This window comes from Faecalimonas hominis (assembly GCF_054660755.1).
The window spans coordinates 1-26,729 of record NZ_BAAHSH010000001.1 but is presented as its reverse complement, the minus strand read 5'-3'; the positions used below and the strand labels follow the sequence as shown (position 1 = coordinate 26,729).

Genomic DNA, 26,729 nt, shown 5'->3' with positions numbered 1-26,729 from the left:
ACTGCCTCCTCTATTTTTAGTATTATTCTATAATCAATCCCTCTTTTTCCATAACATCAACCACTTGATTTACGTATTCTTCACACAGTTCATGTGTAGATGCTTCCACCATAACGCGGATAACAGGTTCTGTTCCGCTCTCTCTTACGAGGATACGTCCGTCATTTCCTAATGCTTCTGTCACTTTTTCCACTTCACGAACTACCGCCGGATTTTCTCTTGCTGTCTTCTTGTCAGAAACTCTCACATTTTTTAACAACTGCGGATAGATTTTCACTTCCTCCGTCAGTTTTCCAAGCGTTTCTTTCTTTTCCAACATCACTTCCATCAGAAGAAGTGAAGTTAAAATTCCGTCACCTGTCGTTGCATATTTGCTGAAAATAATATGTCCCGACTGTTCTCCGCCCAGTGAGTGATTATTTTGTACCATATTTTCATATACATATTTATCTCCCACTGCAGTTTTTTCATACTTCATTCCCACTTTATCACAAGCCTTGTATAAACCGATATTCGACATAATTGTTGTAACAATCGTATCGTTATTTAAACGTCCCTGTTCTTTTAAATATTTTCCGCAGACATATAAAATCAAATCGCCGTCCACAACATTTCCGTTTTCATCAACCGCAAGACATCTGTCCGCATCTCCGTCGTAGGCAAATCCTACATCTAATTTTTTCTCTTTTACAAATTCCTGTAAGGTTTCTATATGAGTTGAACCGCAGTTTCTGTTAATGTTTGTTCCGTCCGGTTCACTATGAATTACATAAGTTTTGGCTCCCAACGCATCAAAAACACTTTTCGCAATTGATGAGGCACTTCCGTTAGAGCAATCCAATCCCACTCTTTTATCTTTGAAAGAACGTGTCGCCATTGCAATCAAGTGACCGATATAGCGGTTTCTTCCCGCTGAATAATCTACTGTGCGCCCCAAATTTTCTCTAGTTGCCAGTGGAAGTTCTCCAAATTCTCCGTCAATATATGCCTCCACTTTCTCTTCTACTTCAGCTTCCAGTTTATGTCCTTTTCCGTTAATTACTTTTATTCCATTATCGTAAAATACGTTGTGGCTAGCCGAAATCATAATTCCACAGTCAAAATCTTCTGTTCTTACCACGTAGGAAACGCTCGGCGTTGTCGTTACATGAAGAAGATAAACGTCGGCTCCTGATGCTGTCAATCCTGCTGAGAGGGCATCTTCAAACATATAACTGCTTCTTCTTGTATCTTTTCCAATAATTACTTTCGCTTTGTGGTTCTGTCCGTAATACCAACCTAAAAAACGCCCTACTTTAAAAGCGTGTTCCACAGTTAATACAACATTTGCTTCCCCTCTAAAACCGTCTGTTCCAAAATATTTTCCCATTATTAATTCTCCTTCTTTGTATTATTGTCCTGTTTTTTTGCACAATCTTATTTTACAATATCATATTATATACTCCTTCTCGGAAATATACAAGAATTTTTTCAGAAAAATCTCAAAAAACACAAATAGCCGCCATTACTTGCAATAATGACGGCCGTTCATAAAACAGTTTTTAGTTGTTATTAAGGGTAAGTCCCATTAAAATATCTTCATAAAATAACCAAGCGTTTTCTCAACGACAAAAAAATGATATGAAGCGTGTATAATCGTTGGCAAATATATGTTACCGGAGTACGCATATAAAAATGAAAAATTATCTATTTTGCCAACCGGTAAATTGCCTCCAAATAGATTCTAAGCCATGTCTCGATTTTGCTTATCTCCAAATATTCGTTTTTCTCATGCATCACATTCTCCTGATCCGGAAGCAGTGCTCCAAAAGCAACACAGTTTTGCATCGTGCGGGCATATGTGCAGCCTCCGTCCACTTCCGGTTCCGCTTTCATATCCCCTGTCACATCTCTGTACACCTGCATCAGTGTCTGCACAAGGAAACTGTCTTTGTCGATATGTATTCCTTCTATGCGGTCTAAAATCTCTGCTTCGATTCCCGAACCTTCCAAAGCCTTTTCCAGTTGTGCCATTACTTCTCCACATTTATACGTTACCGGAACACGGTTATCCACGGCAAATCTGACTTCGCCGTCCGAAACTCCCACTGTTCCCACATTGAATGACAGTATACCTGATTCCTCGTCAGAAAATCGCAATCCCAAATTTTCTCCGTGTAAACACAATCCGATATATTTCATATAAAGTGAAGCAATTCTTTCCAAATCGCCTCCTACTTTCAACTCATCTACGGCAAGCATCACACCTGTGATAGCATTTATACCATTTTCTACCCACGCACCATGTGCAGCCTTACCAAAAACAGTCAGAGTAATCTTATCTCCTTTTCCGCTTATCTCATAAGCACAGCCGCTTTTCTCTTTCCACTGCTCTTTCTGCCTTTCAATTTCCGGCAAATATTTTGCGTCCAAACATACGCTTGCTCTTTCCGGCACGGAATTAACCGCATTTCCTCCCTGAAGCGAAATCTCTTCTGAAATTTTCATTTTCAGAGAATACTGGAGTAATCCTTTTTCCGCATATTTTAACGGGAAATCCGCATCAGGTGTAAAGGCAATCTGAGGCGTTTCCACTTTCTTTTCCCCAAAATAGTATTCCATACATTTCCAGTTTGTCTCCTCATTTGTTCCGATAATCAGACGCACTTTTTTCTTCAGGGGAATGTTCATTTCCTTCAATATGCGCATTGCGTGGAGACATACAACCATAGGCCCTTTATTGTCCAAGACGCCGCGGCCATACAGACGCCCGTCTATGATTTGTGGGTTATAAGGATCACATATCCAGTCCTCTCCACAAGGGACAACGTCGGCATGGCAGAGTATCCCTAATGTTTCCTCTCCTTCTCCAAAATCGATATGTCCCGCATAATTATCAAAGTTTTCACTGATAAATCCCATATCTTCACCCAGTTTCAACGCACATTGAAGTGCTTTTGCCGGACCTTCCCCAAAAGGCATTCCCTCTTTTCCTTCACCTTCCACACTGTTGATGGAACACAATTTTATAATATCCTCAACAATTTTTTCCACATCATTTTGTAACACTCTTCTCTCTTCCATAATTTTCTCCTTCCGGTAATTTCTCTTTTGAAAAAACACTCATAAATTCTCCATCGAATTTATGAGTGTTCTGTTTGCTGATTAATGGTGGAATAAACGGATTCCCGTAAATGCCATTGCCATATCGTATTTATTACAAGTTTCAATTACATTGTCATCACGAACCGAACCGCCCGGCTGTGCAATATATTTGACACCACTCTTATGTGCTCTTTCAATATTATCTCCAAATGGGAAGAACGCATCTGAACCCAACGCAACATCTGTCATTTTATCTAGCCATGCGCGTTTTTCTTCTCTTGTAAATACTTCCGGTTTTACTTTGAAAATATTCTGCCATGTACCTTCTGCCAATACGTCCTCATATTCATCACCAATATACAGGTCAATTGCATTGTCTCTGTCCGCTCTTCCGATTTTGTCTACGAACTGTAAACCTAAAACCTGTGGAGACTGACGCAGCCACCAGTTGTCCGCTTTCTGTCCTGCAAGACGTGTACAGTGGATACGTGACTGCTGTCCTGCACCGATTCCGATGGCCTGTCCGTCTTTTGCATAACATACGGAATTTGATTGTGTATATTTCAATGTAATCAATGCGATTGCCAAGTCAATTTTTGCCTGTTTTGGTATTTCTTTATTTTCCGTAACTACGTTTGATAATAATTCGTCATCAATTACAAGTTCATTTCTTCCCTGTTCAAATGTAATTCCAAATACTTCCTTATGCTCAATCGGATTCGGCTCATATGCAGGGTCAATCTCGATAATTGCATAATTTCCTCTCTTCTTCTGCATCAGTAATTCCAACGCTTCCGGCTCATATCCCGGAGCGATTACACCGTCTGAAACTTCACGTTTAATTAATTTTGCAGTGGCAACGTCACAAACGTCCGAAAGAGAAATGAAATCTCCGAAAGAAGACATTCTGTCTGCACCTCTCGCTCTCGCATAAGCGCAGGCAAGCGGAGATAACTCACCCATATCATCTACCCAGTAAATTTTTGCCAATGTATCATCAAGAGGAAGCCCCACTCCTGCTCCTGCAGGCGAAACATGTTTGAAAGAAGTCGCTGCCGGAAGACCTGTGGCTTTTTTCAATTCTCTAACTAACTGCCAGCCGTTGAACGCATCTAAAAAGTTGATGTATCCCGGTTTTCCGCATAACACTTTAATCGGAAGTTCTCCCTGTTCCATGTAAATTCTTGAAGGTTTCTGATTTGGATTACAACCATATTTTAATTCTAATTCTTTCATTTGTTCCTCTCCTATTTGTTTTTATTTACAATTTTTGTTTCTTCTTTTCCTGTTTCAATATCAATATAACGCACAAACAAAGATACTTTATTATCCTCATTTAAGCTGTTCCATAACATCTCCGCAAACGCTTCCATATCATCTGACATTGCAACTCTTTTTGGTTCTCCCTCAAAACTTGGAAGAGGATTTCCGTCACATTTATATGTATGAATAAAATGTCCTTCCCCTGCAATTGCATTTTCATAAGCAAATGTGTAGCGGTTGCAAGCCTCAGGATTTCCATTGTCGCTCTTTAAAATGGACATGGCATAACTGTATTTTCCGTTTTCAATATGTAATACACCTGAAATACGAGGTGTATAGTTCGGTGCGTCCGGCTCAAACTCTCTGCATCTCAATGACTGCTCAAATGTCAGTTGTTTGTCCATTCCCTCATAAATTGTGTCTGTCTGGTCACCGTTTGTCACGATTGTCTTATTGCCCAACACTCTTACCGGTGCATAGATAATTAAACTTGGATCTGTTAATTTGGAAGGGTCAAATGCCTGTGTGCGAATTCCTCTTCCTTCTTCTACGAATACACGATTTCTACTATTTTCACTTCTGCCCATAATGAAGTATGCCGTTACCGCTTTCTTTCCGTCCGGTGTTCTTCCGATGATAATTCCGCGTCCCGGATAAGCATTTTCTTGTAATTCTTTTTCAATTGATAACATTTCCATGAGTATTCTCCTTTTTCTTACTGATTGCTATGGTTAATCCTTTCTTTTATTATATCCTACAATATGACCTGTTTACCAGTAGATTTTACTAATAAGTTGTTATAATACAAAGTAATAACTCCGTTAAAACTGTCGTATTTCAATATCGTCTCCGTCCTCCAGTTTTTGTATGGATTTAATAACAACATAATACCCTGCATTTTCATTCACTTTTACAAACACACGGTCACCCGCTTTATGCCCTAAAATTGCTTTTCCAATCGGAGATTCTGTACTGATACGGTTGTCAATGGAATTTCCCCTGACTGTCGTTACCAGTTTAAATGTTTCACATTCGTCATCATCTTCAAAATAGACTTCCACCGCTTTATTTATTCCAACCTCGTCTTCTTTGGAATCGTCCGAAACAATCTGTGCCGTTCTAATCATTCTCTGCAGATAACGGATTCTGCTTTCATTTTTATTTTTGTCTTTTTTTGCCGCATGATACTCAAAATTCTCACTCAAATCTCCGTGGGCTCTCGCCTCTTTTACCGCTTCCAGCGCCTCTTTTCTTACAACGAGTCTGCGGTACTCGATTTCTTCCTCCATTTTTTTGATGTCTTCTTCCGTCAACTGATTATACATTTCACTGCTCCCTTTCTTTTTCAAAAAGTATGAAAAACTGATGAGAATGTACCATTCTCACCAGTTTTCTCGTGTCATTTATTGTGTTGCCTCAGAATCCTGTAATATCTCACCGTTTTCTACCTGTTTAATCAACTGTTTAATCTCTGCAACAGACTCTTCGTCCGGCTGACATACATATAATCTCATCGAGCCCGATGAATAGCATTTCTGTTTGTCACCTGTTCCCTCTGCTGCAACAGACTTGATATTCCATGATCCGCCCTGATTCAACTGCATTTTAATCAAAGTCTGCAACTGTTCCTGAGACATGTTAGTCTCCACGCCATCGCTCACTTTATTGATAATTGAATTCGCCTTAATAAGCATAGATGGAGATAGCATCTTTTGAATCATTGCCGTCAAAACCGCCTGCTGATGTTTACCCCGCTGATTATCTCCGTCCGGCAGATTATGTCTTTCTCGTGAAAACGCCAATGCCTGTTTGCCGTTAAAGTGGTTCAGTCCTTTTGTTACTTTTACCACCGCTCCCGACTCTTTTCCCGTTCTAAACGTATAGTCCGACATAACGTCAACTCCTCCCAACTCATCGACAATGTCGATAAGGGAAGTAAAGTTTACTCTGGCATAAAACGGAATTTCCGTATCGTACAGTTCACTCAATGTTTTTATCGATGTATCCACACCATAAATTCCCGCATGGGTTAGTTTGTCTTTCTGTCCGTGGGACACTCCCGGAATCTCCACATAATAATCTCTCGGAGTTGTCACCAGTAAAATCTGTCTCGTCTTCGGATTGACCGTCGCGATAATATTCACATCGCTTCGGCTGTTCTTTGTAATCTCACCATAAACATCAATTCCACTGACATATACACTGAAAGGCTCTGTCTTCACTTTAACGTTAGAGGAAACATCATCTAATTTTGTCTTAATATTATAGTGATAAACAATTTTTACTTTATCTGAATAACCGTGAAATTCCTCTTCCAAAATTTCTTTATATCCCTCATTGTAAATAATCGCTTTCACTTCTCCTTCATGTAAAGCCTTTGCCTGCTCATTTACATTTTTATATTCTTTTGTCTTAATCTTCATATCTAGTTCCTCATTGATATGAGAAACTGTCTCTTTCATATCACCTTTATCCAACTTGTACTGCACACCAAAAGTATAGTCACTCACATCGGCAATATCTTCCGCCTTGTCATCTGCTAAAACAGCAACGACCATCGTATCTACTTTTGAATTGCCTCCGGTAACCTTTCCCAACGCTCCCGTCATAAATCCTATCTGATATGTTCCTGCCACAATACACAGCGTGATCAAAACGATATATATCTTCCCGATTATACCCCTTTTCTTCCGTTTGATTTGCGACAGTAACCCAATACCCCATAAAACTAACAGGACGCAGCCTGCAGCTACCAGATATTTAAGTGGAATAATATTTGACAGAATCAGTATAGCCATTAAACCTGCTGAGGCAAGTATCTGTAAAAGAAGTAATATATTCCCTAAAATATTTCTTCCTTTCTTCTCCCTCTTTTTGTCCGGATTCGGAATTCTCCCATTTTCCGAGACCGACTTGGCAGGATTATCCCACCCCATCGATTTTGCATATCGCTTCTCCATCTGCCTTTTCTTTCGTTCCTGAAGACGTTCATACTCCCGTCTTTCCTGTGGACTCATACCCTTTTTTCCCATTTGTACTCCCTTCTTGTATTCTCCAAGAATTTTTCTTATTAATAGTTACATCACCCTACAATACTTTACTATATTAGTACATACCAAGAGAAAACTCAAGTTTTTTATGCTAAATAACGTCATTCTCTACCGGCGCAAGCAAAACCTTTCCCGTTCCACGATAAACATTGACCAAACCTTCTCCTGAGGCTGCTGAACCTGCCAAAGATTTTCCTGAACGCTCCACGGTAAAATCAAGACTTCCGCTCCACGCAATCGCCATATTACCGTCTATTTTAAGCACATCTTCCTGCAAGGTGATTTCAATTAACTCTTCCCGAGGACAAGGGGTTTCCAGACAGAGCACACCGTCTCCCACAATTCCCAAATTGAACAATCCTTCATTACCCGCAACTGCAGATGAGAAATTAGAGCGCATAACCGCTTTATGTTTTAACTGTGCATCGCAGGCTAAGAATAATCCGTCATCTAACACAATAGAATGATTCCAATCTGCCAAATCGAGAAGTAAAATATGTTTATATGTCGGTTCAAGCACAAGTGTTCCGCTTCCTTTATATTCCGGCTTAATTGCAGATTCACCACTTACTTTTCCGCGAATCGCCTTTCCAAGTAAATCCCCTACCCCTTTTAATCCTGTTGTAGCATTCACATCACCGACCGTCCACTGCATCGCTCCCGCCTGAAGAGTAATGTTTGCCTTGCTTAGTTCACAAATAACCTGACGTTTCCGTACATTCATGGCATTGCAGAAATATGCTTTTTGTGCGTCAGACGGGGCGACGCTTAAATCTCTCTGATATTCCACAACTGTAAATGGTCCAAGTGTATTTAATATTTTAATATCATCATTATCGGTAAAATTTGAAATTTTGTACATACCCTACCTCCGTTGTCCTTAGTATGTTGTAAATCCACCGTCACTTGCTACAATCGAACCTGTAATATGTTTTGCTTCATCGCTTGCAAAAAATAAAATCGTCGCTGCCTGTTCTTCCGGTGTTGCATTTCGTTTCTGTAATGTTTCTGTTTTTCCCGAAAGCATGGAATTTTTCAGCCATTCCATAGGGTCTTTTCCCTGTGCCGCAATCTCTGCCATTCTTGTCTTAATATCTGCCGAACTTCTCTCTGTCAAAGGCGTATCTGTTCCCGCCGGGCAAACCGCATTGCAGGTAATTCCTTTTGTCGCATAGTCTACCGCTACAGCTTTTGTCAAACCGCTTACCGCGTGTTTGCTTGCCACATATGCCGCCGCTGAAGGAAATCCTCTCATACCGGCAACGCTGGATACGTTTACAATCGCCCCGCCGTTTTCTTTCATCAGTTTTACTTCTTCACGACAGCAATAGAAACACGAATTTAAGTTGGCGTCAATTACTTTTGACCAGTCGTCATCTTCCAGTTCCTCTACTGTTTTAGACGCTCCTACAATCCCTGCGTTATTTACCGCAACGTCCAATTTTCCAAACTCTTCCTTGATTTCCGCAAAAAGTTTTTTCACCGCCTCTTTATCGCTGACGTCGCATTTTTTGAATACCGCTTTTCCTTCTTTATTTTCGATAGCTTCAACTACCGCATTTCCTCTTTCTTCATTACGCCCTACCGCGATAACGGTTGCCCCTTCTTTCGCGCCGCGGAGCGCTACCGCTCTTCCTATTCCTGAAGTTGCTCCTGTTACTAACATAATTTTGCCACTAAAACGTCCCATGTTTATGACCTCCTTGTTTGATTTAATAGTATTGTAGCATAGTAAAGCAAGAAAATCCACCGCAGTCAACCGCCACGATGGATTTTCTCTATACGCTTATTTGCATATTATTTTGCTCTTTTTCTGCGTCGAACAACAATTATTGCAGTTCCTCCTGCAAGAATCAGCAACATCGTCAATGGTAACCACGGTGCTGTATCTCCTGTCTTAGGAACTTCCGGCGCTTTCGGTGGGTTAGACGGATTTGAAAAACCTGCATTTTCTTTGTTCATTAATTGCGTAATTTCAATTAATGCTTTTAATGCCTTGTTCACCTCTTCCTGTGTAGCATCTTCGTCTTCCAATACGGCTTTTGCATCAGCAAGGGCTTTCTGATATTTTTTCCAGTTTTCTTTAGAATAGTCTGCTTCTTTGTAGTAAGCAAGACACTCTTTGTAGAATTTTTCCAATTTTGATTTATCTACTTTTGGAGGTTCCGGTTTTTCTATAACTTTCAAATTGTCCTTTGCTTCTTTTAATGCTGTAACCATATCGTTGATTTCTTTCTGCGTTGTCGCCTTTCCGATAAGGGCTTTCGCTTCTTTTAATGTTGCCTTAAACGTATCTTTTGCTTCGCCGTCCTCATACTTGCTGAGGTCAAGGTTTTCGTATTCGTTTACTAAATTTTCTAACTCCTCGTAATCCAATACTTTTAAAGCGGCTTTTGCATCTTTTAACGCTTTTGTCATATCGTCAATTTCTTTCTGCGTTGTCGCTTTTCCGATAAGACTTTCCGCTTCTTTTAATGTCGCTTTGAATGTATCTTTTGCTTTTCCGTCTTCATACTTAGTGAGGTCAAGGTTTTTGTACTCTTCCACTAAGTTCTCCAACTCGCCTGTATTTAGCGTAACCGTCACTGTACATTCCGCTTTTAATCCGGCAGCATTTGAAACTGTAATTGTTGCAGTTCCTTTTTCAAGACCGATCACAACACCATTCTGATTTACTTTTACAATGTCCTTATTTGAAGAACTCCACACAAGCCCTTTCACAATTGTTCCTTCTTCATGTTCAGGCTGAAGTTGTACTTTTGTATTTGCTTTTACCGTAACATCTTTCAATGTCACTGATTCGGCAACTCTCTGTATACGAAGAGGCACGACTTCTGCGATAGCCGCAAAGTTTCCTTGTCCTTCTTCTACATAAATCTTAATCTGTTTCGCCTGCACATTACTGTCAAACTCATTTGTAATCCACTGACCTCCTGCTCTCTGTGAATCAGGAAGAGAAATTGTATTGGCAGAAGCAACTGTCTTGCCAGATGCGTCCAATACTTCATAGCGGTATTTGTATACAATACCATTATTTGTTCCCGGTCTCTGCTGGAATTTGAATCCGCCAATTGACATTTCTTTTCCTAAATCAACAGTAAGAATTGCCGGATTTTCTTTGCTCACAGTAAATCCACTCCACTGTGAGTGCCAGTATGTAGATGAATTTCCATCTGTCGCTGCAGATGCAACTCCGCTTCCGGCAGGTTCTCCTGATGCCTGTTCTGTGTTTGCGGTAGAAGTCATTCCTTCAAGTTCTTCTCTTGGAACATCTGTTGATACGCCGCCTAAAACTGTAATTTCAAATGTAACTTCTTTGTCTCCCGGAAGTTTTGCAGTTAAAGTCGCCTCTCCCTGTCCTACCGCTTTTACAACACCGGCTTTTTTGTCAACTGTTGCAACTTTGTCATTACTTGTCTCCCAAGTAATCTTGTCTAAATTACTTCCATAGATTTTTGCCGTCTCACCTTTATAAAGTTCTGTAGTTGATAATGTTACAGATGACGCATTTTTCTCTTCTTTGATAACAAGATTATCTAAAACAAAATCTGTTTCGGCAAGCTTAGTATTTCCACTCGGTTCGTTTGCATAAAGACCAATCCAAGTCTGTCCGCTTCCGCTTCCAACCACCTGCATTTTCACATGAGCATTCTTTCCGCGTGCCTGCGCCAAGTATTCATCTGCTGCAGGAGCTGTATAATTTGTTCCGTCACCGACAACCATCGCGTACGCCTTATCCGGCCCTGACTGATAATCAAATTCTACTGTGTATACTTTGCCCGGTTCAAATCGGAAATTCTGAGGCAATGTCTGGTAAATAATACCTTTATTGGAGCCATGATGTTTCAATGACCATTCTCCGTCAAGAACATCATCAATCACTCTATCTCCCCAGCCCGCCTGTGTATACGGCGCATTCTTCTGTGACAGGTGTGTAACCGGATCAGAAATTCCCTGCGCTGAACTTAATACAAATGGATATAATCCCTGTACAACTGTTTCAAAGTCCTGTTTAAATACTCCGTCTTCCCGGAAGTTATTTAGAGATTTTTCTACAATACGAATATCGTCCATATATGTAGAACCTTCCCCATATCCTCTTGAGAGAGTTACTTTAGCAGTGTCGCTTTCCGCTGTGAACGAAACCTGCATACGCTGCATCTGACTTCCGTTTTTCTGGTCACATTTTACATAGTTGTTTAAGATAGACTTTTCAATGTAGTTAGAAACTTTTTTATCTCCCGCATTAACTTCGATTGAAGCCTTTGCTTTGCTATTATTTTCTACATATACTTCTGCCACATAATCTGTGCCTTTTTTCAATCCTGAAATTGTAGTTGTCACGGAAACATCATCTAACGGACTGTTAAATGCCAGTCTCTGGTCTCCTGTATTTGCTTTTTCGACAACAACGCTCTCGTCCGCAATATCTCCTGACCAGTCATCTGCAGATAATTTTTCACCTGCTGCGTAACCATTGAATCCAGGGTCTTTAACGTAATCATATTCCCCAAAGTCTTCTTTTAATGTTTTAACTGCACTTCCTTTTACCAACACATATGCTGTTGCCGGTTTTGCGTCTAATGTCACTTTATTTCCTGATACTGCCACATTCTTTTCGTTGATGCGTCCCTGGTCAGAAAGCTCATACATAACAACATTTCCAAGTCCCTCCCAACCTTTTGGAAGTTCCCATGTTGTCTTTCCGCCCTCTAAGTTCCAGTGATATAATTTTTCGCTTCCGTCCTGATTATCTGTCCACGGAAGTAAATATGTAACATCATCTAATACCTTTTTGTTGTTTAAAGTAATTGTACGTTCGATGTTTGTATCTGAACGCTGTTTTTCATTTCTCTGAACAACAACCACATCTCCGGCATCATTTTTCAATGTAATCTGTTTTTCATGGTTTTCTACAGGAGATTTGCCTTCCTCATAGTTTTCCCAATCTGTGATGTAGTAGTGCTGTAAAAATTTTGTCGGCAGGTTCTGGTTAAATGTCTGAAGAATGTAGTTGTTGTAATCCTTGTCTCCACCCCAACCTTCAAATCCATATAAACGGTAACCGCCTAACAGTGGGTTATCTGCTGTTCCACCAAATTCCGGATAGTTCAATACCTGCGAATCTCTCTGATCATTTCTGATGAAACGAATTATATCACTGTTATATCCTTTAGAAGAGGCTCCGCCATATACCGCATCTGTAGACCAGTGCTGCCATGTAGAGTCATATTCCCCTTCTGCACTAAATTCTGTAGAGAATCTCCAGCCTAAAGAGTTAATCTCTTTTGCAATCTGTCTTGTTTCCCACGCATCTTGATACCATACGTCAAGATAGATAAAGTCCATGTTATCTTTGCGTTTTTCCGCATCTTTTTTGATTTCTTCTTTTGATGCTTTTACTTCACCTTTTGAGTTCTCGACAGCCTCAGGCCATTTCCTGCTATAGAAATTTGTTTCGTTAATTCTGTCATACAACTGTACAAAACGTTTCCATCTTGCCTGGCTTGATAAATCCCAAAGTTTATCAATTGTAACGGATTGATCTAACCAGCCCCAGCCGTAACTTTTCTCTCCTTCAATCATATTCTCATTGAAAGATGCCGCTTCCGGATAGATTTCCTGTGCATTTACATGGATACCAATCTCTGTATTATAATCATGTGCAATTTTAATTAATTCCTGGAAGTCTTCCACTCCACCTTCTCTTTCCGCAATGTCAGCATACTCAGAGTTTGCAGAGTCATGTCCTTCATTTCCATATCCTTTCAGCATAACAGCCTGTGGAAGGCCATCTGTTGCCAAATATACTTTTTTGATATTATCTGCTGTTGTGTGATATGGGTTTGGCGCCATACTTGCAAAATTCATTACAATACGGTAGTTCACCAAATCTTTCATATCTTCTGAACCGTATGGTATGTTCATAATATCACGGAATGCCAAAGCGCCGTCATTCCAATCGATTGCACCGTCCTCATTTTTGTCCGCTGCAATTGCAACTTTTGTACAAGGAAGTTCACTCACAGGATAAGCGGCGTATTTTGATGCTTTATTCTGACCGTTTTTATCTCCCATTTCATGATACCATGGCGCACTTGTCAGACTCATCGTGTCTGCACCGTTGTTGCGGATAACACGTTTGTCCCCTTCTACTTCTGAGTTACTGTAAAGTCCTGCGCTCAGTTTTCTGTTTGTCAGGAATCCGTACAAATATCCTTTTGTTTCCGAAGGCATAAATCCTTCTTCAAAATTAATAAATTCATCGCCTGTAGCAGTTGTTGTTGTAGAAGTATTTGCTCCCGCAAAGTTCGCTCCTGTTTCCACTGCATCTACAGTTAAGAGATTTAAGTTCGGAATGTCGATTGTGGCAATCTTATCACAACCATTTTCTTTCTTTAACTCTGTAACCTGCCATGTGAGATTATTTCCCTCTACACTTACTTTTACTTTCATACGCAAGTTTAATTTATCCTTCCGGATTTTCATTGCATATGTTCTTGAATCAGCAGTTGTCTCTGCCACTGTCACTTCCGGTTTCACAGATACACCGTTAATGACTATTGTATCTAATTCATTTTCATTTCCTCTGAAATATGTATCGGCAACTTCTTTTCCACCTGAGAGCAACTGGTATCTTGCTACAACAGGGAACTGTTTTCCGATATATACTTTCATCGTATCAGATGAAATTGTATCGTACTTTGTTAAATCCAATGGTGCTTTTAACTGTAATTCAACATTCTTTACATTGTCTGTCTCTTTGAGAGTGATTTCATCTGTATACGATTCATAACCAGGCATAGAAACTGACATCTGGTATTTTCCAACCTCTAATCTATCCAGTTGGTAATTTCCTGATGCGTCTGTTTTTACCGCTTTATTTCCTACACGAACGGTTGCTTTCTCCAAACCGTCCTTTCCTTTTTCCGTAACACGTCCTGTGAGAGATGTCAGTTTTGAATATGTCTTCTTAAAACTCTGTCCATCACGTTGCGCGCAGTATACCCAATTATCTTCCATGCAGTTCTTTCCATTATAAGTTACGTCTGCAAAAGAAATTGTTGATTGTCCGTTTGTCTTTACGCCAAAACGTCCTTTTCCTGCTGTCTGTTTTGAGAAATTAATTAAAGTCTGATTTGTCACACGAACTGTCACATCATTTACTGTCACAGATAAAGTTTCATTATTTAATGAAATTTTCATCTGCATTTCTTCCCCCGCTACCGGAGCCGGAAGTCCTGAAATCTTCGGATAACTTTCACTTCCATTCAATTTGTACTGGTAATACCACTTGCTGTTCGAATCATATCCGACATACAGCCAGTTATTATCATCTACATATGTATGGAACACGCCCCAGTTATCACTCGGTTTCAATGCAAGAGATAATTCCCCTGATGCTTCCATTTTTTTGTCATTGTCAAGAAGAAGAACAGGCGCTGCCACATTTGGGTTACCATAAGCATGACCGCCCGAATTATTCTTTCCGCCTTTCAATTCAATCCATGCTCTTCCTTCTCCCGCAGGTTCATTTCCATCAGGGATTTCCACAGCCGGCTCCCATACCTGACCTGCGGCATCTTTTCTGTAAAGTGTCCAAGTGCTGTAGTCGGAAAATTTCGTTGCTCCTGCTGTTACATCTGCAAAGTAAATATCTGTATATTCTGTTCCAAATGTAGCCGCGCCAACTCCGATTTTCCCTGCGGAATCTTTCAAGCCGACAAAATTTTGGTCATTCGCTACTGCCGTTCCGCTCTCACCTGTCGTTTCGTTTTCCACTTTGATGCGAACACCATCTGTTTCATATGAAGTACTGATGTTTACTACATCGTCCTTATTGACTGCCGGAAGACCTTTCAGCGATGGCCATTGTTCCTGATTACCATTTTTGTACTGATATAACCAGCCTGACGCTCCATCATAAGCAATAAATCCCCAATGAGTATCGTCCACATACTTTGTTACAAAACGAAGTCTCGTTTTTTTCTGTTCGCTCGCCACTTTAAACTGTACACTTAAATCTTCGCCTCTAATGTTATCTTTATCAGATAACACAAATGCTTCCGGTGTTCCTCCACCAAAATGTGCATTTCCATTTCCGCTTCCGGATTTTAAGTGTGCCATTTTTTTCGGTGCTGCCAATACGTCCAATGATGGTAAATATCCCACAAATGCTGTACACACCATTGCAAACACCAAAATAAGCGACGCAAACTTTTTTGCAATTCTTTTCATAACTTCCTCCTTTTTGTTTTTACACAGTTGTTCTGCATTTTTACGAAATGCACAAAACAATAAACCATGTTACTTATATGATATACATTTTTCACAATTTCTTATTTGCATTTCTAATTCTTTTTTTTACATTTTCATCTCTACTTAATTTTTAACGCAAAAACCTCCCAAGACCGAAGTCCTGAGAGGCTTGCAAATTCTTTTTGAAATTGTCCGTTCCGAAACGTATGATTAACGTTCAAAGAACTGGGAACGCTTGATTTTACTGGATTGTTAGTAAAATCAGCAAATTTGAAAATCAAATTATAATTTTTCTATAATCTGTCTGGCAACATATATACCGCTTGCTGATGCATGAGATAAAGAATGCGTAATACCGCTTCCATCACCTATCACATATAAACCTTCATGACAAGTCATAAGATTATTATCGAGTTCAACCTCCATATTATAAAATTTCACCTCTACACCATATAATAACGTATCGTCATTTGCAGTTCCCGGCGCTATTTTATCCAAGGCATAAATCATTTCAATAATACCGTCCAATATTCTTTTTGGAAGAACAAGACTTAAATCTCCGGCTGCAGCATTTAATGTAGGCACTGTAAAGGATTCACTAATTCTCTCTTCCGTACTTCTGCGTCCTCTAATCAAGTCTCCAAAACGCTGAACGATAACGCCCCCTCCAAGCATATTACTCAATCTTGCTATACTTTCTCCATATCCGTTAGAGTCTTTAAAAGGCTCTGAAAAATGTTTTGCAACTAACAAGGCAAAATTTGTATTATTTGTTTGTTTTTCCGGATCTTCATAACTGTGTCCATTAACTGTAACAATACCATTCGTATTCTCGTTTACCACTTCTCCTTTCGGATTCATGCAGAATGTACGTACAAGATCTTCATATTTTGAAGTACGATATACAATCTTACTTTCATATAATTCATCAGTTAAATGAGCAAAAATTCCAGCCGGAAGTTCAACACGAACTCCAATATCAACACGATTGGAATTTGTATTGATATCTAAATCAGCGCATACCTGCTCCATCCATTTACTTCCGCTTCGTCCGGCAGAAATAACACATTCTTTTCCTTCATAAAAAGAATCGTTACTATAAATTCTATATCCGTTTTCTAATTTTTCAACCTTATCAATAAAACAATCAAAGTGAAATTCTATATTCTCTTTAAGATAATTATATAAATGTTCCAAAACAATATAATTTATATCTGTTCCCAAATGACGAACAGAAGCATCTAATAAATGTAATCCATTTTGCATACAACTATTTTTAATATTAGAACCGGCTGTGGAATAAAGTTTAGTTCCTTCTCCGCCAAAAGCAAGATTAACCTTATCAACATAATCCATCAATTCTAATGCATTCTTTTTACCAATATATTCATGCAAAGTGCCACCGAAATCATTAGTAATATTGTATTTTCCATCAGAAAAAGCCCCTGCTCCACCAAATCCACTCATTATCGAGCAACTTTTACAATGGATACATGACTTAATCTTATCCCCATCAATTGGACACTTACGTTTTGTTAACTCATGCCCCATTTCAAAAACCGCAATTTTTAAATCCGGTTTTTTTTCCATTAATTCATACGCTGTAAATATTCCCCCCGGACCTGCTCCTATTATTAACACATCGTACATTTCTTTACCTCCTTAAAATAAAAAAATTGACTACCCATACGGTAGTCAACCAGTTTGGCGGTTGGTAGAAACGTCTGCCCATTTTGCAGACTTATACCCAATCCATTATATATAATACTAATATAAAATTCAAGCGAAAGTTTCTTTAATTCCGGACCGTATGATTAACATTTAGGTAACTTAGAAGGCTTGATTTTACTGGGTTCTTGGATTGCGATGTTGCAAACACGTTACAAACACAGGGCTTCTCATTACTCCTCAGAACACCCTCATAGATTTCAATTGAGAAATCTGACAGCAAGTTCCTGAATAGCAAGTATAGGAGCCTGTGCATATGTTTCTTCAGGGTACATTCTTTCTAGACGTACTGTTTCTTTCATCAAAAACGGAATCATTTCCACTTCTCCCCGAAACCCAAGCACTAAACACAACATAGATTTTAAATACTCATTCCAGATATTTGAGTATTCTTTCAAAATCCAATCGCAACAGTTTCCTTCACAATGTAAGAAAAAATAAAGAGTATTTTCTATAAAGATATCCTGCCCACTTTTCATAGTTTTTTCTTTTATAAGTGGCATTATCTCTTTTTCATACTCTAATACTTTTTTTCTTAATCTACTTCTGTTTCCGCCCGATAATGATTTTCTCATCAATTTCAACAGTTCTTCTGCTGTTGCTGCCTGTTCAATCATTTTTTTCGAATACAAATCTTCTTCAGATTCAACAAACATTTTTTCTGAAATCGCATTTGCATACTCAACCGCTTCAGGCTCAAGATAGAAACTATATTCAAATTTAGCTGCCGAAAAAGGTATATCGGGATGTTCATCTAAAAACTTATGTACTTCTTTTTTACTAATGGTTATCATAATGTTTTGCAACCTCCTCCAGCAATGGCAAATCACAACATCTTTCCTTTATTCTTTTATCATTGCCATTCAATTCTTCATCTTTCTTAAAAAGGGTATCTCTTAATCTTTTTGCTGTCAATTCAATTTGTTCCCGATCAGCTTTAATACACTTATATTGATTTTGAAGCAAACGCTGATATTTTGAATCTTCCAATTCATCAATATCAATAAGAACTAATGCCGATTCCACAACCGGTATCATATTATTAAAGTTGATTGCACCATATATTCCCTGATTAATTTTCCTAAAATCTTTTGTATTCTTCATTTTACGATGCTTTTCTTTCGGCGATGTAAATGGCGTATAATATTTTATCCCATCAATTTCAAGCACTACACCTACATATGGGCGCTTTCCTTTTTTGTTATCCGCCACCTTAGACTCATATTTTTTTAAATAATTGATGTATTCATCTTTGATATTATAAAATTTCATTTTTCCTCATCTGTCAAAAAAAGAGACGACTGCTCGCCTCTTTTTCAAGTTCTCTCTTTATGGTGGAGACTTACCGCTTTTTTAGGTTCTCTCTTTATGGTGGAGACTCACCTGCTTTTTTAGGTTTCCACTTTACGGTAGAAACTCACCTAAGACAATCCTTTGTCTATAATAAGTATATGCAATTTCCCCTAAAAAATCAATATGATTCTATAATTTTATAAAAAATATAAACCTCCCAAAGAATGCTCCCTGAGAGGTTTGAAAATTCTTTTTGAAATTGTACGTTCCAAAAACGTATGATTAACGTTTAGAGAACTGTGGTGCTCTACGAGCAGCTTTAAGACCGTATTTCTTACGTTCTTTCATACGTGGATCACGAGTTAAGTATCCTGCTTTCTTAAGCACTGGTCTGTATTCAGGATCTGCCTGAAGTAATGCTCTTGCGATACCGTGACGGATAGCACCAGCCTGTCCTGTGTATCCTCCACCATGTACGTTTACTAAAACATCAAATTTATCTGCTGTTTCCGTAGCAACAAGTGGCTGACGAACTACAACTTTTAATGTTTCTAATCCTAAATATTCATCAATATCTCTTTTATTAATTGTAATTTTACCTGTTCCAGGTACTAAATATACTCTTGCGATTGATTTTTTTCTTCTTCCTGTTCCGTAGAATTTTACTTTAGACACTGTAATTTCCTCCTTTCAACCTTTCCTTAAAATGTTAATACTTCTGGTTTCTGAGCCTGATTTGCATGCTCCGGTCCAGCGTATACGTGTAATTTCTTAATCATTGCTCTTCCTAAAGGTCCTTTTGGAAGCATTCCTTTTACAGCAAGTTCAACAACTTTTTCAGGTTTTTTAGCCATCATTTCTCTTAATGTAGTTTCTTTCATTCCTCCTACATAGTCTGAGTGATGATAGTAAACTTTCTGGTCTAATTTTTTACCTGTTACGCTGATTTTGTCAGCATTTACTACGATTACATAATCACCTGTATCAACGTGTGGTGTATATTCCGGTTTATTTTTTCCTCTTAAAACTTTTGCAACTTCAGATGCTAAACGTCCTAATGTGCAACCTTCTGCATCAACTACATACCATTTTCTTTCAATCTTATCTGGATTAGCCATGTAAGTTTTCATTGGTCGACCTCCCTAAATTTCATCTAATTATTATACTTCTTGGTTTTTATGAAAATCAATTTACTCCGGGGCTATGGTGTAAATTGTTTCTTCTATTGTCATACTGATTCATTATATTATGCGAGCATTGTAATGTCAACCTTTTTCTCAAAAAAAGTGCGTTTTTACGCCTATCGTACCTCTAACAATTTCTGTTTCAGTTCACCTTCAATGCGGTTCAGTTCGGCTTCGGCAGTTCTTCTTTTTACTCTTCCCTCTTTCTGTATCTTCATCACTTCATCTAATGTGGAAATCAGTGACTCATTTGTTGCCTTCAGGGTTGCCATGTCTACAATTCCTCTCTCCGCCTCTTTTGCCGTATCAATTGTTGCCATTTTTAATTTCTCGGCATTTTTCCTTAGAAGTTCATTGGTCATATCCGTCACTTCACGCTGTGCTTCGGCTGCCCTCGAAGAGTTTTCCACGCCGATTGCCAATACCATCTGACTTTTCCACAGAGGAATTGTGTTTACAAGTGTGGACTGTATTTTTTCTGACATAAGTGTATCGTTGCCCTGCACAAGTCGGATTTGCGACGCCATCTGAAGTGAAATCGCTCTTGTTAATTCTAAGTCATGTATCTTTTTCTCAAACCGTTCACAGCGCCCCGCCAAATCATTCGCTTCCTGCACATCTTCAGGAAGTCCGCTTAACTGCGCCTTGTTTCTCAATGCAGGGAGTTCTCTTTCCTGCACTTCTTTTATTTTTCGTTTTCCCGCTTCAATATACATGGACAATTCTTTAAAATATGTTGTATTCAACTCATACATTTTATCTAAAAGCGCAATATCTTTTAACAACTGAATCTGATGATTTTCCAACGCCTTGCAGATTCTCTCCACATTAGTCTCCGCTTTATCAAATTTCGCTTTCATGTTGGCAAGCTTATTTGTATTCTTTTTAAAGAAACCAAAAAAGCCTTTTTCGTCTTCATCTGTCTCAATGTCTTTTAATTCTGAAACAACATCTGTCAACATTTTCCCCACTTCGCCCAAATCCTTTGTCTTCACGTTTTCTAAAGCATTTTCTGAGAAATCAGCCATTTTTTTCTGCGCTCCCGCACCGTACTGTAAAATCATGTTGGCATTTGTCAAATCAATCTTAGACGAAAAGTCAGCCACCATTTTTTCTTCTTCGGAAGTCAAAACGACTTCCTCCATTTTCGGCTGCTCCTCCACCTGATGATTTTCCTCCGCAAAAGGTTCAAATGTAAGTACCAGTGATTCCTGTCCCATATTTATGTCCTCCTATTTAAAATCTTTCTCCTTATATCCTTCTCTCGCAAGCATTGTCTGTAAAACAGAAATGTCCGCTGAAATATCAAACGCCGTATCTTGAAATAAATCGTCCAAAAGTTGTTCAAAAGCATTACTGATTGTATCTAATGTATTTTCAATCTCATTCATCGATTTTGTCACGTTTTCTCCTTTTATGGAAAGCGCGTCAAATTCCTTATAGGCGTCTACCAGTTTTTTTGTTGTCGGCAAATAATATTCCATAAATTTATCCATTTCCGGCATCTGCTCCGGGTGCTGTTTTACCGAATCAAAAATTTTACGGATAACATTCTCAAGTCTGTCCAGTTTTGCGGAAATCACTTCTCCCGGAATCGCATCATTCGCCAGCCGGATAGCTTCTATATACTCGTTTCCCTTGCGAATCATTTCCGCCACCGCACTGTCTGAAATATGTTCCGCTTCTTCCTGCATTTTTTCCTGTCTTCTTTTCTGCTCCTCTTCTCTTTGTCTTCTTGACTCTTCCGCCTGCTGCAACTGACGATACGCCTCTTCCGTTGCGGTAAAACATGTCTGGCTGGCATCTAAAAATCCGTCTACAAACATCTCTTTTCGTATCATCATTTTTATGTTCCTGCACACTTTCTTTTCCGGAGTTCGCGTTTTCTCCGCAAATTCTTTTACGGAACAAAATTCTCTTCCGTCCAAAATCTCCACATATTTTTTAAAGCATCTGTACCTCTTTCTTCCCAATATTCCTTTGATCAGAAAGAAAGTGGAAAGGATACACACAATCAGGCCTATCGCAAGTACCACACTTGAAAATGTCTTTGTAATAATTGAGCCGCTAATCAAAAATCCGATTACGGAAGTCAGTAAAAATCCGATAAATACAAGTATTCCCGCTCCCCCTAATATGATGAGTGGAATGCTGGAGTATCTTCCTTTTTCTTTCAGACGAATTTCCACTTTCGGCTTTGCCTGCCTTTTCTGCTCCTGCTTGGGCGGCTGCACATGCACATGAGGGTTCATATGTCTTTTTGCCTCATTCATCGCCATGTCAACCGTCTGATTGATTTTCTGATTCAGTTGTTGGTAATTCATTGAATTCATAGCGTCTTCCACGGTACGCCGAATCTGCTCTCCTATATTGGAAAAATCTCTATTGTCCATATTTATCTGCCTTTCTTTTTTTCTTCTTCTCATTTATTCGGATAAAGAAATCCTCCGCTTTTTTAACGAATCTGCACAGATGATTAAATACCGGCATTGTCGCAAAGGCAAAAACAAGAAGGAGTAATCCACTTTTCAATGTCACCTGATTGATACCAAATAATTCTCCCATAAAGAGAACGCATATTAAAAGCCCAATCAACATACCAAACCATACAATCCACCGGAAAATATTCATCGGTTTGGAAAGTTCAAATAAAATCTGCAGTCCCACAATGGCAAGAAGCAGTGTTGCCGTGATTGATATTTCTTCTGCGCTCACTCCAAAAACACTTCCGAATAAAATAAGTAACCCTACCATAATGACATCTGTAAGCCCTGCCGGCAGCGCTTTTAACAATACATTTGTCAAAAACCTTCCTTTAATCAGGTTTTTATTCGGCTCCATTGCCAACAAAAATGCGGGTGTTCCGATTGTCATCATGCTGACAAGGGAAACCTGCGCCGGCCCAAGCGGATAGGTAATCATAAAAATAAGTGACAACGCTGATAAAAGGAATGAAAAAATATTTTTTACCAAAAACAGACTTGCAGACCTTTCAATATTATTTACAACCTGCCGTCCTTCCGCTACAACGGAAGGCATCTTTGCAAAATCAGATTCCAATAAAACCAGTTGCGACGCCTGTGATGCCACATCGCTTCCCGACGCCATGGCAATACTGCAGTCCGCATCTTTCAACGCCAGCACGTCATTGACTCCATCGCCCGTCATTGCCACTGTCTTTCCATTCTTTTTCAGCGCCTGCACAAACATTCTCTTCTGTTTTGGAGTTACCCTGCCAAAAACAGTATATTTTCTCACTGCCTCCGCAATATCCTCTTCATTCTGCAACTGTCTCGCATCTACATAATTTTCCGCATTGGCAATTCCCGCTTCCAATGCGACTTTCGATACAGTCATCGGATTGTCACCGGAAATGACTTTAATATCCACGCCCTGTTCCGCAAAATATCGGAAAGTTTCTTTTGCATTTTTACGTATTGGATTCGCCAATAAAATCAGTCCCAGCGGATTCGCCTTTTCCGTCAATGCCTTTCCGTCAGCATTTCCATTATATTTTGCAAAAACAAGAACACGATAGCCTTTCTCACTCTGCTCCTCAATCTGCTTTCTGTATGTTTCAAAATCTTCCCGAAGGACAAATTCCGGCGCTCCCAAAAGATAGGTCACTCCGCCAAAAACAGCACTGCTGTATTTATATTCCGAAGAAAACGTCGTAATCTTATCTGCCGTTCTGCCCATACTCATATGGAAATGATTTTTCAGCGCTTCCATCGTTGTATTATCCTTTTCCATATTGAAGACAAAGTCACCAATCTGTTCTTCCAGTTCTTTCTCATCTTCACCGAGAGATAAAATTTCACTGACTTTCATTACGTTTTCTGTAATCGTTCCCGTCTTATCCACGCATAAAACATTTACTCTCGCCAATGTTTCAATACATTTCATGTCGTGCACAAGCACTTTTTTCTTCGCCAGTTTCATCACGCTGACAACAAGCGCCACACTGGCAAGAAGGTAAAGTCCCTCCGGAATCATTCCGATAATCGCCGCTGTCATCGATGTCACACTTCCACGCAAAGAGTTGCCCGAAAGAATATATTGCTGATAGAACATCATAATTCCAATTGGAATAATGATAATTCCGACTGCCTTAACCAATTTATTCAATGAGCGGATCATCTCCGACTGTCCTCCCTCTTTTACCGCTTTCGCCTCGAGAGTTAATTTGGACACATATGAGTCCGCGCCAACTTTTGTAAGCCTTGCAAGACAGCGTCCCGAAACAATATAACTTCCCGAGAGAAGACTGTCCCCCTGCACTTTTGTTATCTCATCTGCTTCACCTGTAATCAGTGATTCATTTACCTGTGCCTCTCCCGAAATAACAACTGCATCGGCCGGTATCTGATTGCCCGCAGTAAAAATAACGACATCGTCCAACACAAGTTCTTCCGCACGGATAACCTGTTTCTTTCCCCCGCGGATAACATTGGCTTTTGGCGCATGCAAAACTGCAAGTTTATCCAAGATTTTCTTCGACCTGCATTCCTGAATGATTCCGACCAGTGTATTCGCTATGATAATCGGTAAAAATGTGAGTTCACGGAATGCTCCGACCAAAATCAACAATCCTGCAATCACCCCAAAGATTAAGTTAAAATATGTGAATATATTTGTGAGAACAATCTCCTTCACCGATTTAGACGGTGCTTCTACCGGAGTGTTCTGTTTTCCCTGTTGTATTCTTTCTTCTACTTCTCGTTCCGAAAGACCGGTTTGTGTTCGTATCTGTTCCATAGGCACCTCCGTTTTCTATGCTTCTATGATACCTTTTATGACACAAAATGTAAATTCTTTTCACACTCATTTTACAAATTATATATAATAAAAAATAACAACACAAATTTTCAAAATAAATTGTTTTTATTAACCTTTGCTTAAGGTATATTGACATATTTATTTTTTAATGTTATTTTTTAGAAAATTATATTTTATAAACTTTTTGTTTTGAAAAGGAGTTGAGTATATGGAACAACTAAACAATACATTTTTAAAGTATCAGCGTCTTATCATAACGACCTGTATTATCATATTTTTAATTATCATTCTAGTGTTTCTCTACCCTCTTGCAAGGTATCATTATGAATATCCTACCGATAGAAATGCGGTAATAAAAACAGATAGATTTACGGGAACCGTTGATACTGTAATTTATTGATAAAATTCAAAAAGGAAAGTGTCCGTTTTTTGAAACACTTTCCTTTTTCTTTATTATTTTACAATTACTTTTCGGAAATTTTTCTTTCCTCTTCTTAAGACAACACCTTCTCCGCTCAAATCATCTTTTGCATATTCTTTCTTAATATCTTCTACTTTTTCTCCATCTACGGCAACACCACCCTGCTGCACTGCACGTCTTGCTTCTGATTTAGAAGGCACTAAACCGCTCTTTACAAGCATTGTCAAAATATCTATATTTCCTTCAACAAAATCTCCTTCTTCCAACTCTGCTGTCGGCATATTTGCAGCCGCACCGCTTGTGAAGAGTTCTCTTGAACTTTCCTGTGCTTTTAACGCTTCCTCTTCACCGTGTACAAGTTTTGTCAGTTCAAATGCAAGAATTTCTTTTGCCCTGTTCAACTGGCTTCCTTCCCATTTATCCATTTCATCAATTTCCTCTAATGGAAGGAATGTAAGCATACGGATACATTTTAACACATCATTGTCTGCAACATTTCTCCAATACTGGTAAAATTCAAACGGAGAAGTTTTATTCGGATCTAACCACACTGCACCTGACTGTGTTTTACCCATTTTCTTTCCTTCTGAATTTAACAAAAGTGTAATTGTCATTGCACTTGCGTCTTTACCGAGTTTACGGCGAATTAATTCTGTACCTGCAAGCATATTGCTCCACTGGTCATCTCCGCCAAACTGTAAATTACAGCCGTAATTCTGGTATAATGCGTAAAAGTCGTACGCCTGCATAATCATGTAGTTGAATTCAAGGAAACTCAATCCTTTTTCCATACGCTGTTTGTAACATTCAGCAGTAAGCATACGGTTCACGGAGAAATGCGGTCCTACTTCGCGAAGTAATTCAACATAGTTTAATCCGAGTAACCAGTCCGCATTATTTATCATCAACGCCTTTCCTTCTGAAAAATCAATGAATTTACTCATCTGTTTTTTGAAACAGTCACAGTTGTGCTGAATCTGTTCCGGCGTCATCATGGAACGCATATCGCTTCTTCCTGAAGGATCGCCGATGTAACCTGTCCCTCCTCCAAGTAAGGCAATCGGTTTATTTCCCGCCATCTGTAAACGTTTCATCAGACAAAGCGCCATAAAATGCCCTACATGAAGGCTGTCTGCCGTCGGGTCAAATCCGATATAAAATGTCGCTTTCCCCTCATTGACTAAGTTACTGATTAATTCCTCGTCTGTTACCTGCGCAATCAATCCTCTTGCTTTCAGTTCGTCATAAATTTTCATTTTCCTATCTCCTTTAATCTCTATAGTATTCGGGACAGGTTTTCGCTTTCAGATAAATAAAAAACTCGCCCCTTATCGCTAAAGGGCGAGTGTAATTCTCGCGGTACCACCTTAATTCACATTCAACTCGCATTGAATGCCTCAACAAGTATCTATCAATACTTTCAGCACGATAACGAGTGCCACTCCGTTACAGCCTACTAACTTTCGCATTCGGTGTACTGCTCCAAGATGTATTCATAATTGATAGTCCATGCTCCTCTCATCAACCGGCTGCTCTCTGTATGGCATTTTCAATTATTACTTTTTCTTTTCTTCGCTTTTCATCATATATTTGAAATGGTAACGCATTCATTCGTTTTTGTCAAGCACATAGTTGTCTAAACTTCCGCATTATAAACCATTTTTGATA

General features: G+C 39.1%; 18 protein-coding genes, 1 riboswitch and 1 other annotated feature. All 18 genes read right to left on the bottom strand.

Going from position 1 to position 26,729, the window contains the following annotated elements; all coding sequences use genetic code 11:
• Nucleotides 1-22 precede the first annotated feature (22 nt).
• The gene (gene glmM, locus ACYQ35_RS00090) at nt 23-1,369 is read right to left on the bottom strand and encodes a phosphoglucosamine mutase (protein WP_009461374.1); all 1,347 of its coding nucleotides are present in this window, start codon (nt 1,367-1,369) and stop codon (nt 23-25) included.
• A 317-nt stretch (nt 1,370-1,686) separates the two neighbouring features.
• The gene (gene pepV / locus ACYQ35_RS00085; RefSeq protein ID WP_459828959.1) at nt 1,687-3,063 is read right to left on the bottom strand and encodes a dipeptidase PepV; all 1,377 of its coding nucleotides are present in this window, start codon (nt 3,061-3,063) and stop codon (nt 1,687-1,689) included.
• 81 nt (nt 3,064-3,144) lie between these two features.
• Nucleotides 3,145-4,320, bottom strand: coding sequence for a phosphoribosylaminoimidazolecarboxamide formyltransferase (locus ACYQ35_RS00080; protein ID WP_459828956.1), 1,176 nt, complete (start codon nt 4,318-4,320; stop codon nt 3,145-3,147).
• Nucleotides 4,321-4,331: 11 nt separating this feature from the next.
• Nucleotides 4,332-5,045, bottom strand: coding sequence for an IMP cyclohydrolase (locus ACYQ35_RS00075; protein ID WP_009461377.1), 714 nt, complete (start codon nt 5,043-5,045; stop codon nt 4,332-4,334).
• Between the two features lie 123 nt (nt 5,046-5,168).
• Nucleotides 5,169-5,672, bottom strand: coding sequence for a transcription elongation factor GreA (gene greA, locus ACYQ35_RS00070; protein ID WP_009461378.1), 504 nt, complete (start codon nt 5,670-5,672; stop codon nt 5,169-5,171).
• A gap of 78 nt (nt 5,673-5,750) precedes the next feature.
• Complete coding sequence (locus ACYQ35_RS00065) at nt 5,751-7,379, bottom strand: LCP family protein (protein ID WP_459828951.1); 1,629 nt, start codon at nt 7,377-7,379, stop codon at nt 5,751-5,753.
• A gap of 109 nt (nt 7,380-7,488) precedes the next feature.
• A complete protein-coding gene (locus ACYQ35_RS00060; RefSeq protein WP_009461380.1) occupies nt 7,489-8,259 on the bottom strand; it encodes an AIM24 family protein in 771 nt (256 codons plus the stop codon).
• Nucleotides 8,260-8,277: 18 nt separating this feature from the next.
• Nucleotides 8,278-9,087 (bottom strand): SDR family NAD(P)-dependent oxidoreductase, encoded by an 810-nt coding sequence (locus tag ACYQ35_RS00055; protein ID WP_459828948.1) that lies wholly within the window; start codon nt 9,085-9,087, stop codon nt 8,278-8,280.
• A 107-nt stretch (nt 9,088-9,194) separates the two neighbouring features.
• Nucleotides 9,195-15,635 carry an endo-alpha-N-acetylgalactosaminidase family protein gene (locus ACYQ35_RS00050; protein ID WP_459828946.1) on the bottom strand — a complete coding sequence of 2,147 codons (6,441 nt, stop codon included), beginning with the start codon at nt 15,633-15,635 and terminating at the stop codon, nt 9,195-9,197.
• A gap of 303 nt (nt 15,636-15,938) precedes the next feature.
• Nucleotides 15,939-17,306, bottom strand: a complete 1,368-nt coding sequence (locus tag ACYQ35_RS00045; RefSeq protein ID WP_009461383.1) for an NAD(P)/FAD-dependent oxidoreductase — start codon at nt 17,304-17,306, stop codon at nt 15,939-15,941.
• A 22-nt stretch (nt 17,307-17,328) separates the two neighbouring features.
• Nucleotides 17,329-17,425, bottom strand: a riboswitch (purine riboswitch).
• A gap of 159 nt (nt 17,426-17,584) precedes the next feature.
• Nucleotides 17,585-18,178, bottom strand: a complete 594-nt coding sequence (locus ACYQ35_RS00040) for a hypothetical protein (RefSeq protein ID WP_009461384.1) — start codon at nt 18,176-18,178, stop codon at nt 17,585-17,587.
• The gene (locus ACYQ35_RS00035) at nt 18,165-18,656 is read right to left on the bottom strand and encodes a type III toxin-antitoxin system ToxN/AbiQ family toxin (protein WP_009461385.1); all 492 of its coding nucleotides are present in this window, start codon (nt 18,654-18,656) and stop codon (nt 18,165-18,167) included. The genes ACYQ35_RS00040 and ACYQ35_RS00035 overlap by 14 nt, the downstream gene beginning before the upstream one ends.
• A 303-nt stretch (nt 18,657-18,959) precedes the next feature.
• Nucleotides 18,960-19,352 (bottom strand): 30S ribosomal protein S9, encoded by a 393-nt coding sequence (rpsI, locus tag ACYQ35_RS00030; protein WP_009461386.1) that lies wholly within the window; start codon nt 19,350-19,352, stop codon nt 18,960-18,962.
• Nucleotides 19,353-19,378: 26 nt separating this feature from the next.
• Nucleotides 19,379-19,807 carry a 50S ribosomal protein L13 gene (gene rplM, locus ACYQ35_RS00025; RefSeq protein WP_009461387.1) on the bottom strand — a complete coding sequence of 143 codons (429 nt, stop codon included), beginning with the start codon at nt 19,805-19,807 and terminating at the stop codon, nt 19,379-19,381.
• Nucleotides 19,808-19,977: 170 nt separating this feature from the next.
• The gene (locus tag ACYQ35_RS00020; RefSeq protein WP_459828939.1) at nt 19,978-21,081 is read right to left on the bottom strand and encodes a toxic anion resistance protein; all 1,104 of its coding nucleotides are present in this window, start codon (nt 21,079-21,081) and stop codon (nt 19,978-19,980) included.
• Nucleotides 21,082-21,093: 12 nt separating this feature from the next.
• Nucleotides 21,094-22,254, bottom strand: a complete 1,161-nt coding sequence (locus tag ACYQ35_RS00015; protein ID WP_459828936.1) for a 5-bromo-4-chloroindolyl phosphate hydrolysis family protein — start codon at nt 22,252-22,254, stop codon at nt 21,094-21,096.
• Nucleotides 22,244-24,619 (bottom strand): cation-translocating P-type ATPase, encoded by a 2,376-nt coding sequence (locus tag ACYQ35_RS00010; protein ID WP_459828933.1) that lies wholly within the window; start codon nt 24,617-24,619, stop codon nt 22,244-22,246. Before ACYQ35_RS00010 ends, ACYQ35_RS00015 begins: the two co-directional genes overlap by 11 nt.
• Before the next feature lie 474 nt (nt 24,620-25,093).
• The gene (tyrS, locus tag ACYQ35_RS00005; protein WP_459828930.1) at nt 25,094-26,317 is read right to left on the bottom strand and encodes a tyrosine--tRNA ligase; all 1,224 of its coding nucleotides are present in this window, start codon (nt 26,315-26,317) and stop codon (nt 25,094-25,096) included.
• 78 nt (nt 26,318-26,395) lie between these two features.
• Nucleotides 26,396-26,643: a binding site (T-box leader), on the bottom strand.
• Nucleotides 26,644-26,729 lie beyond the last annotated feature (86 nt).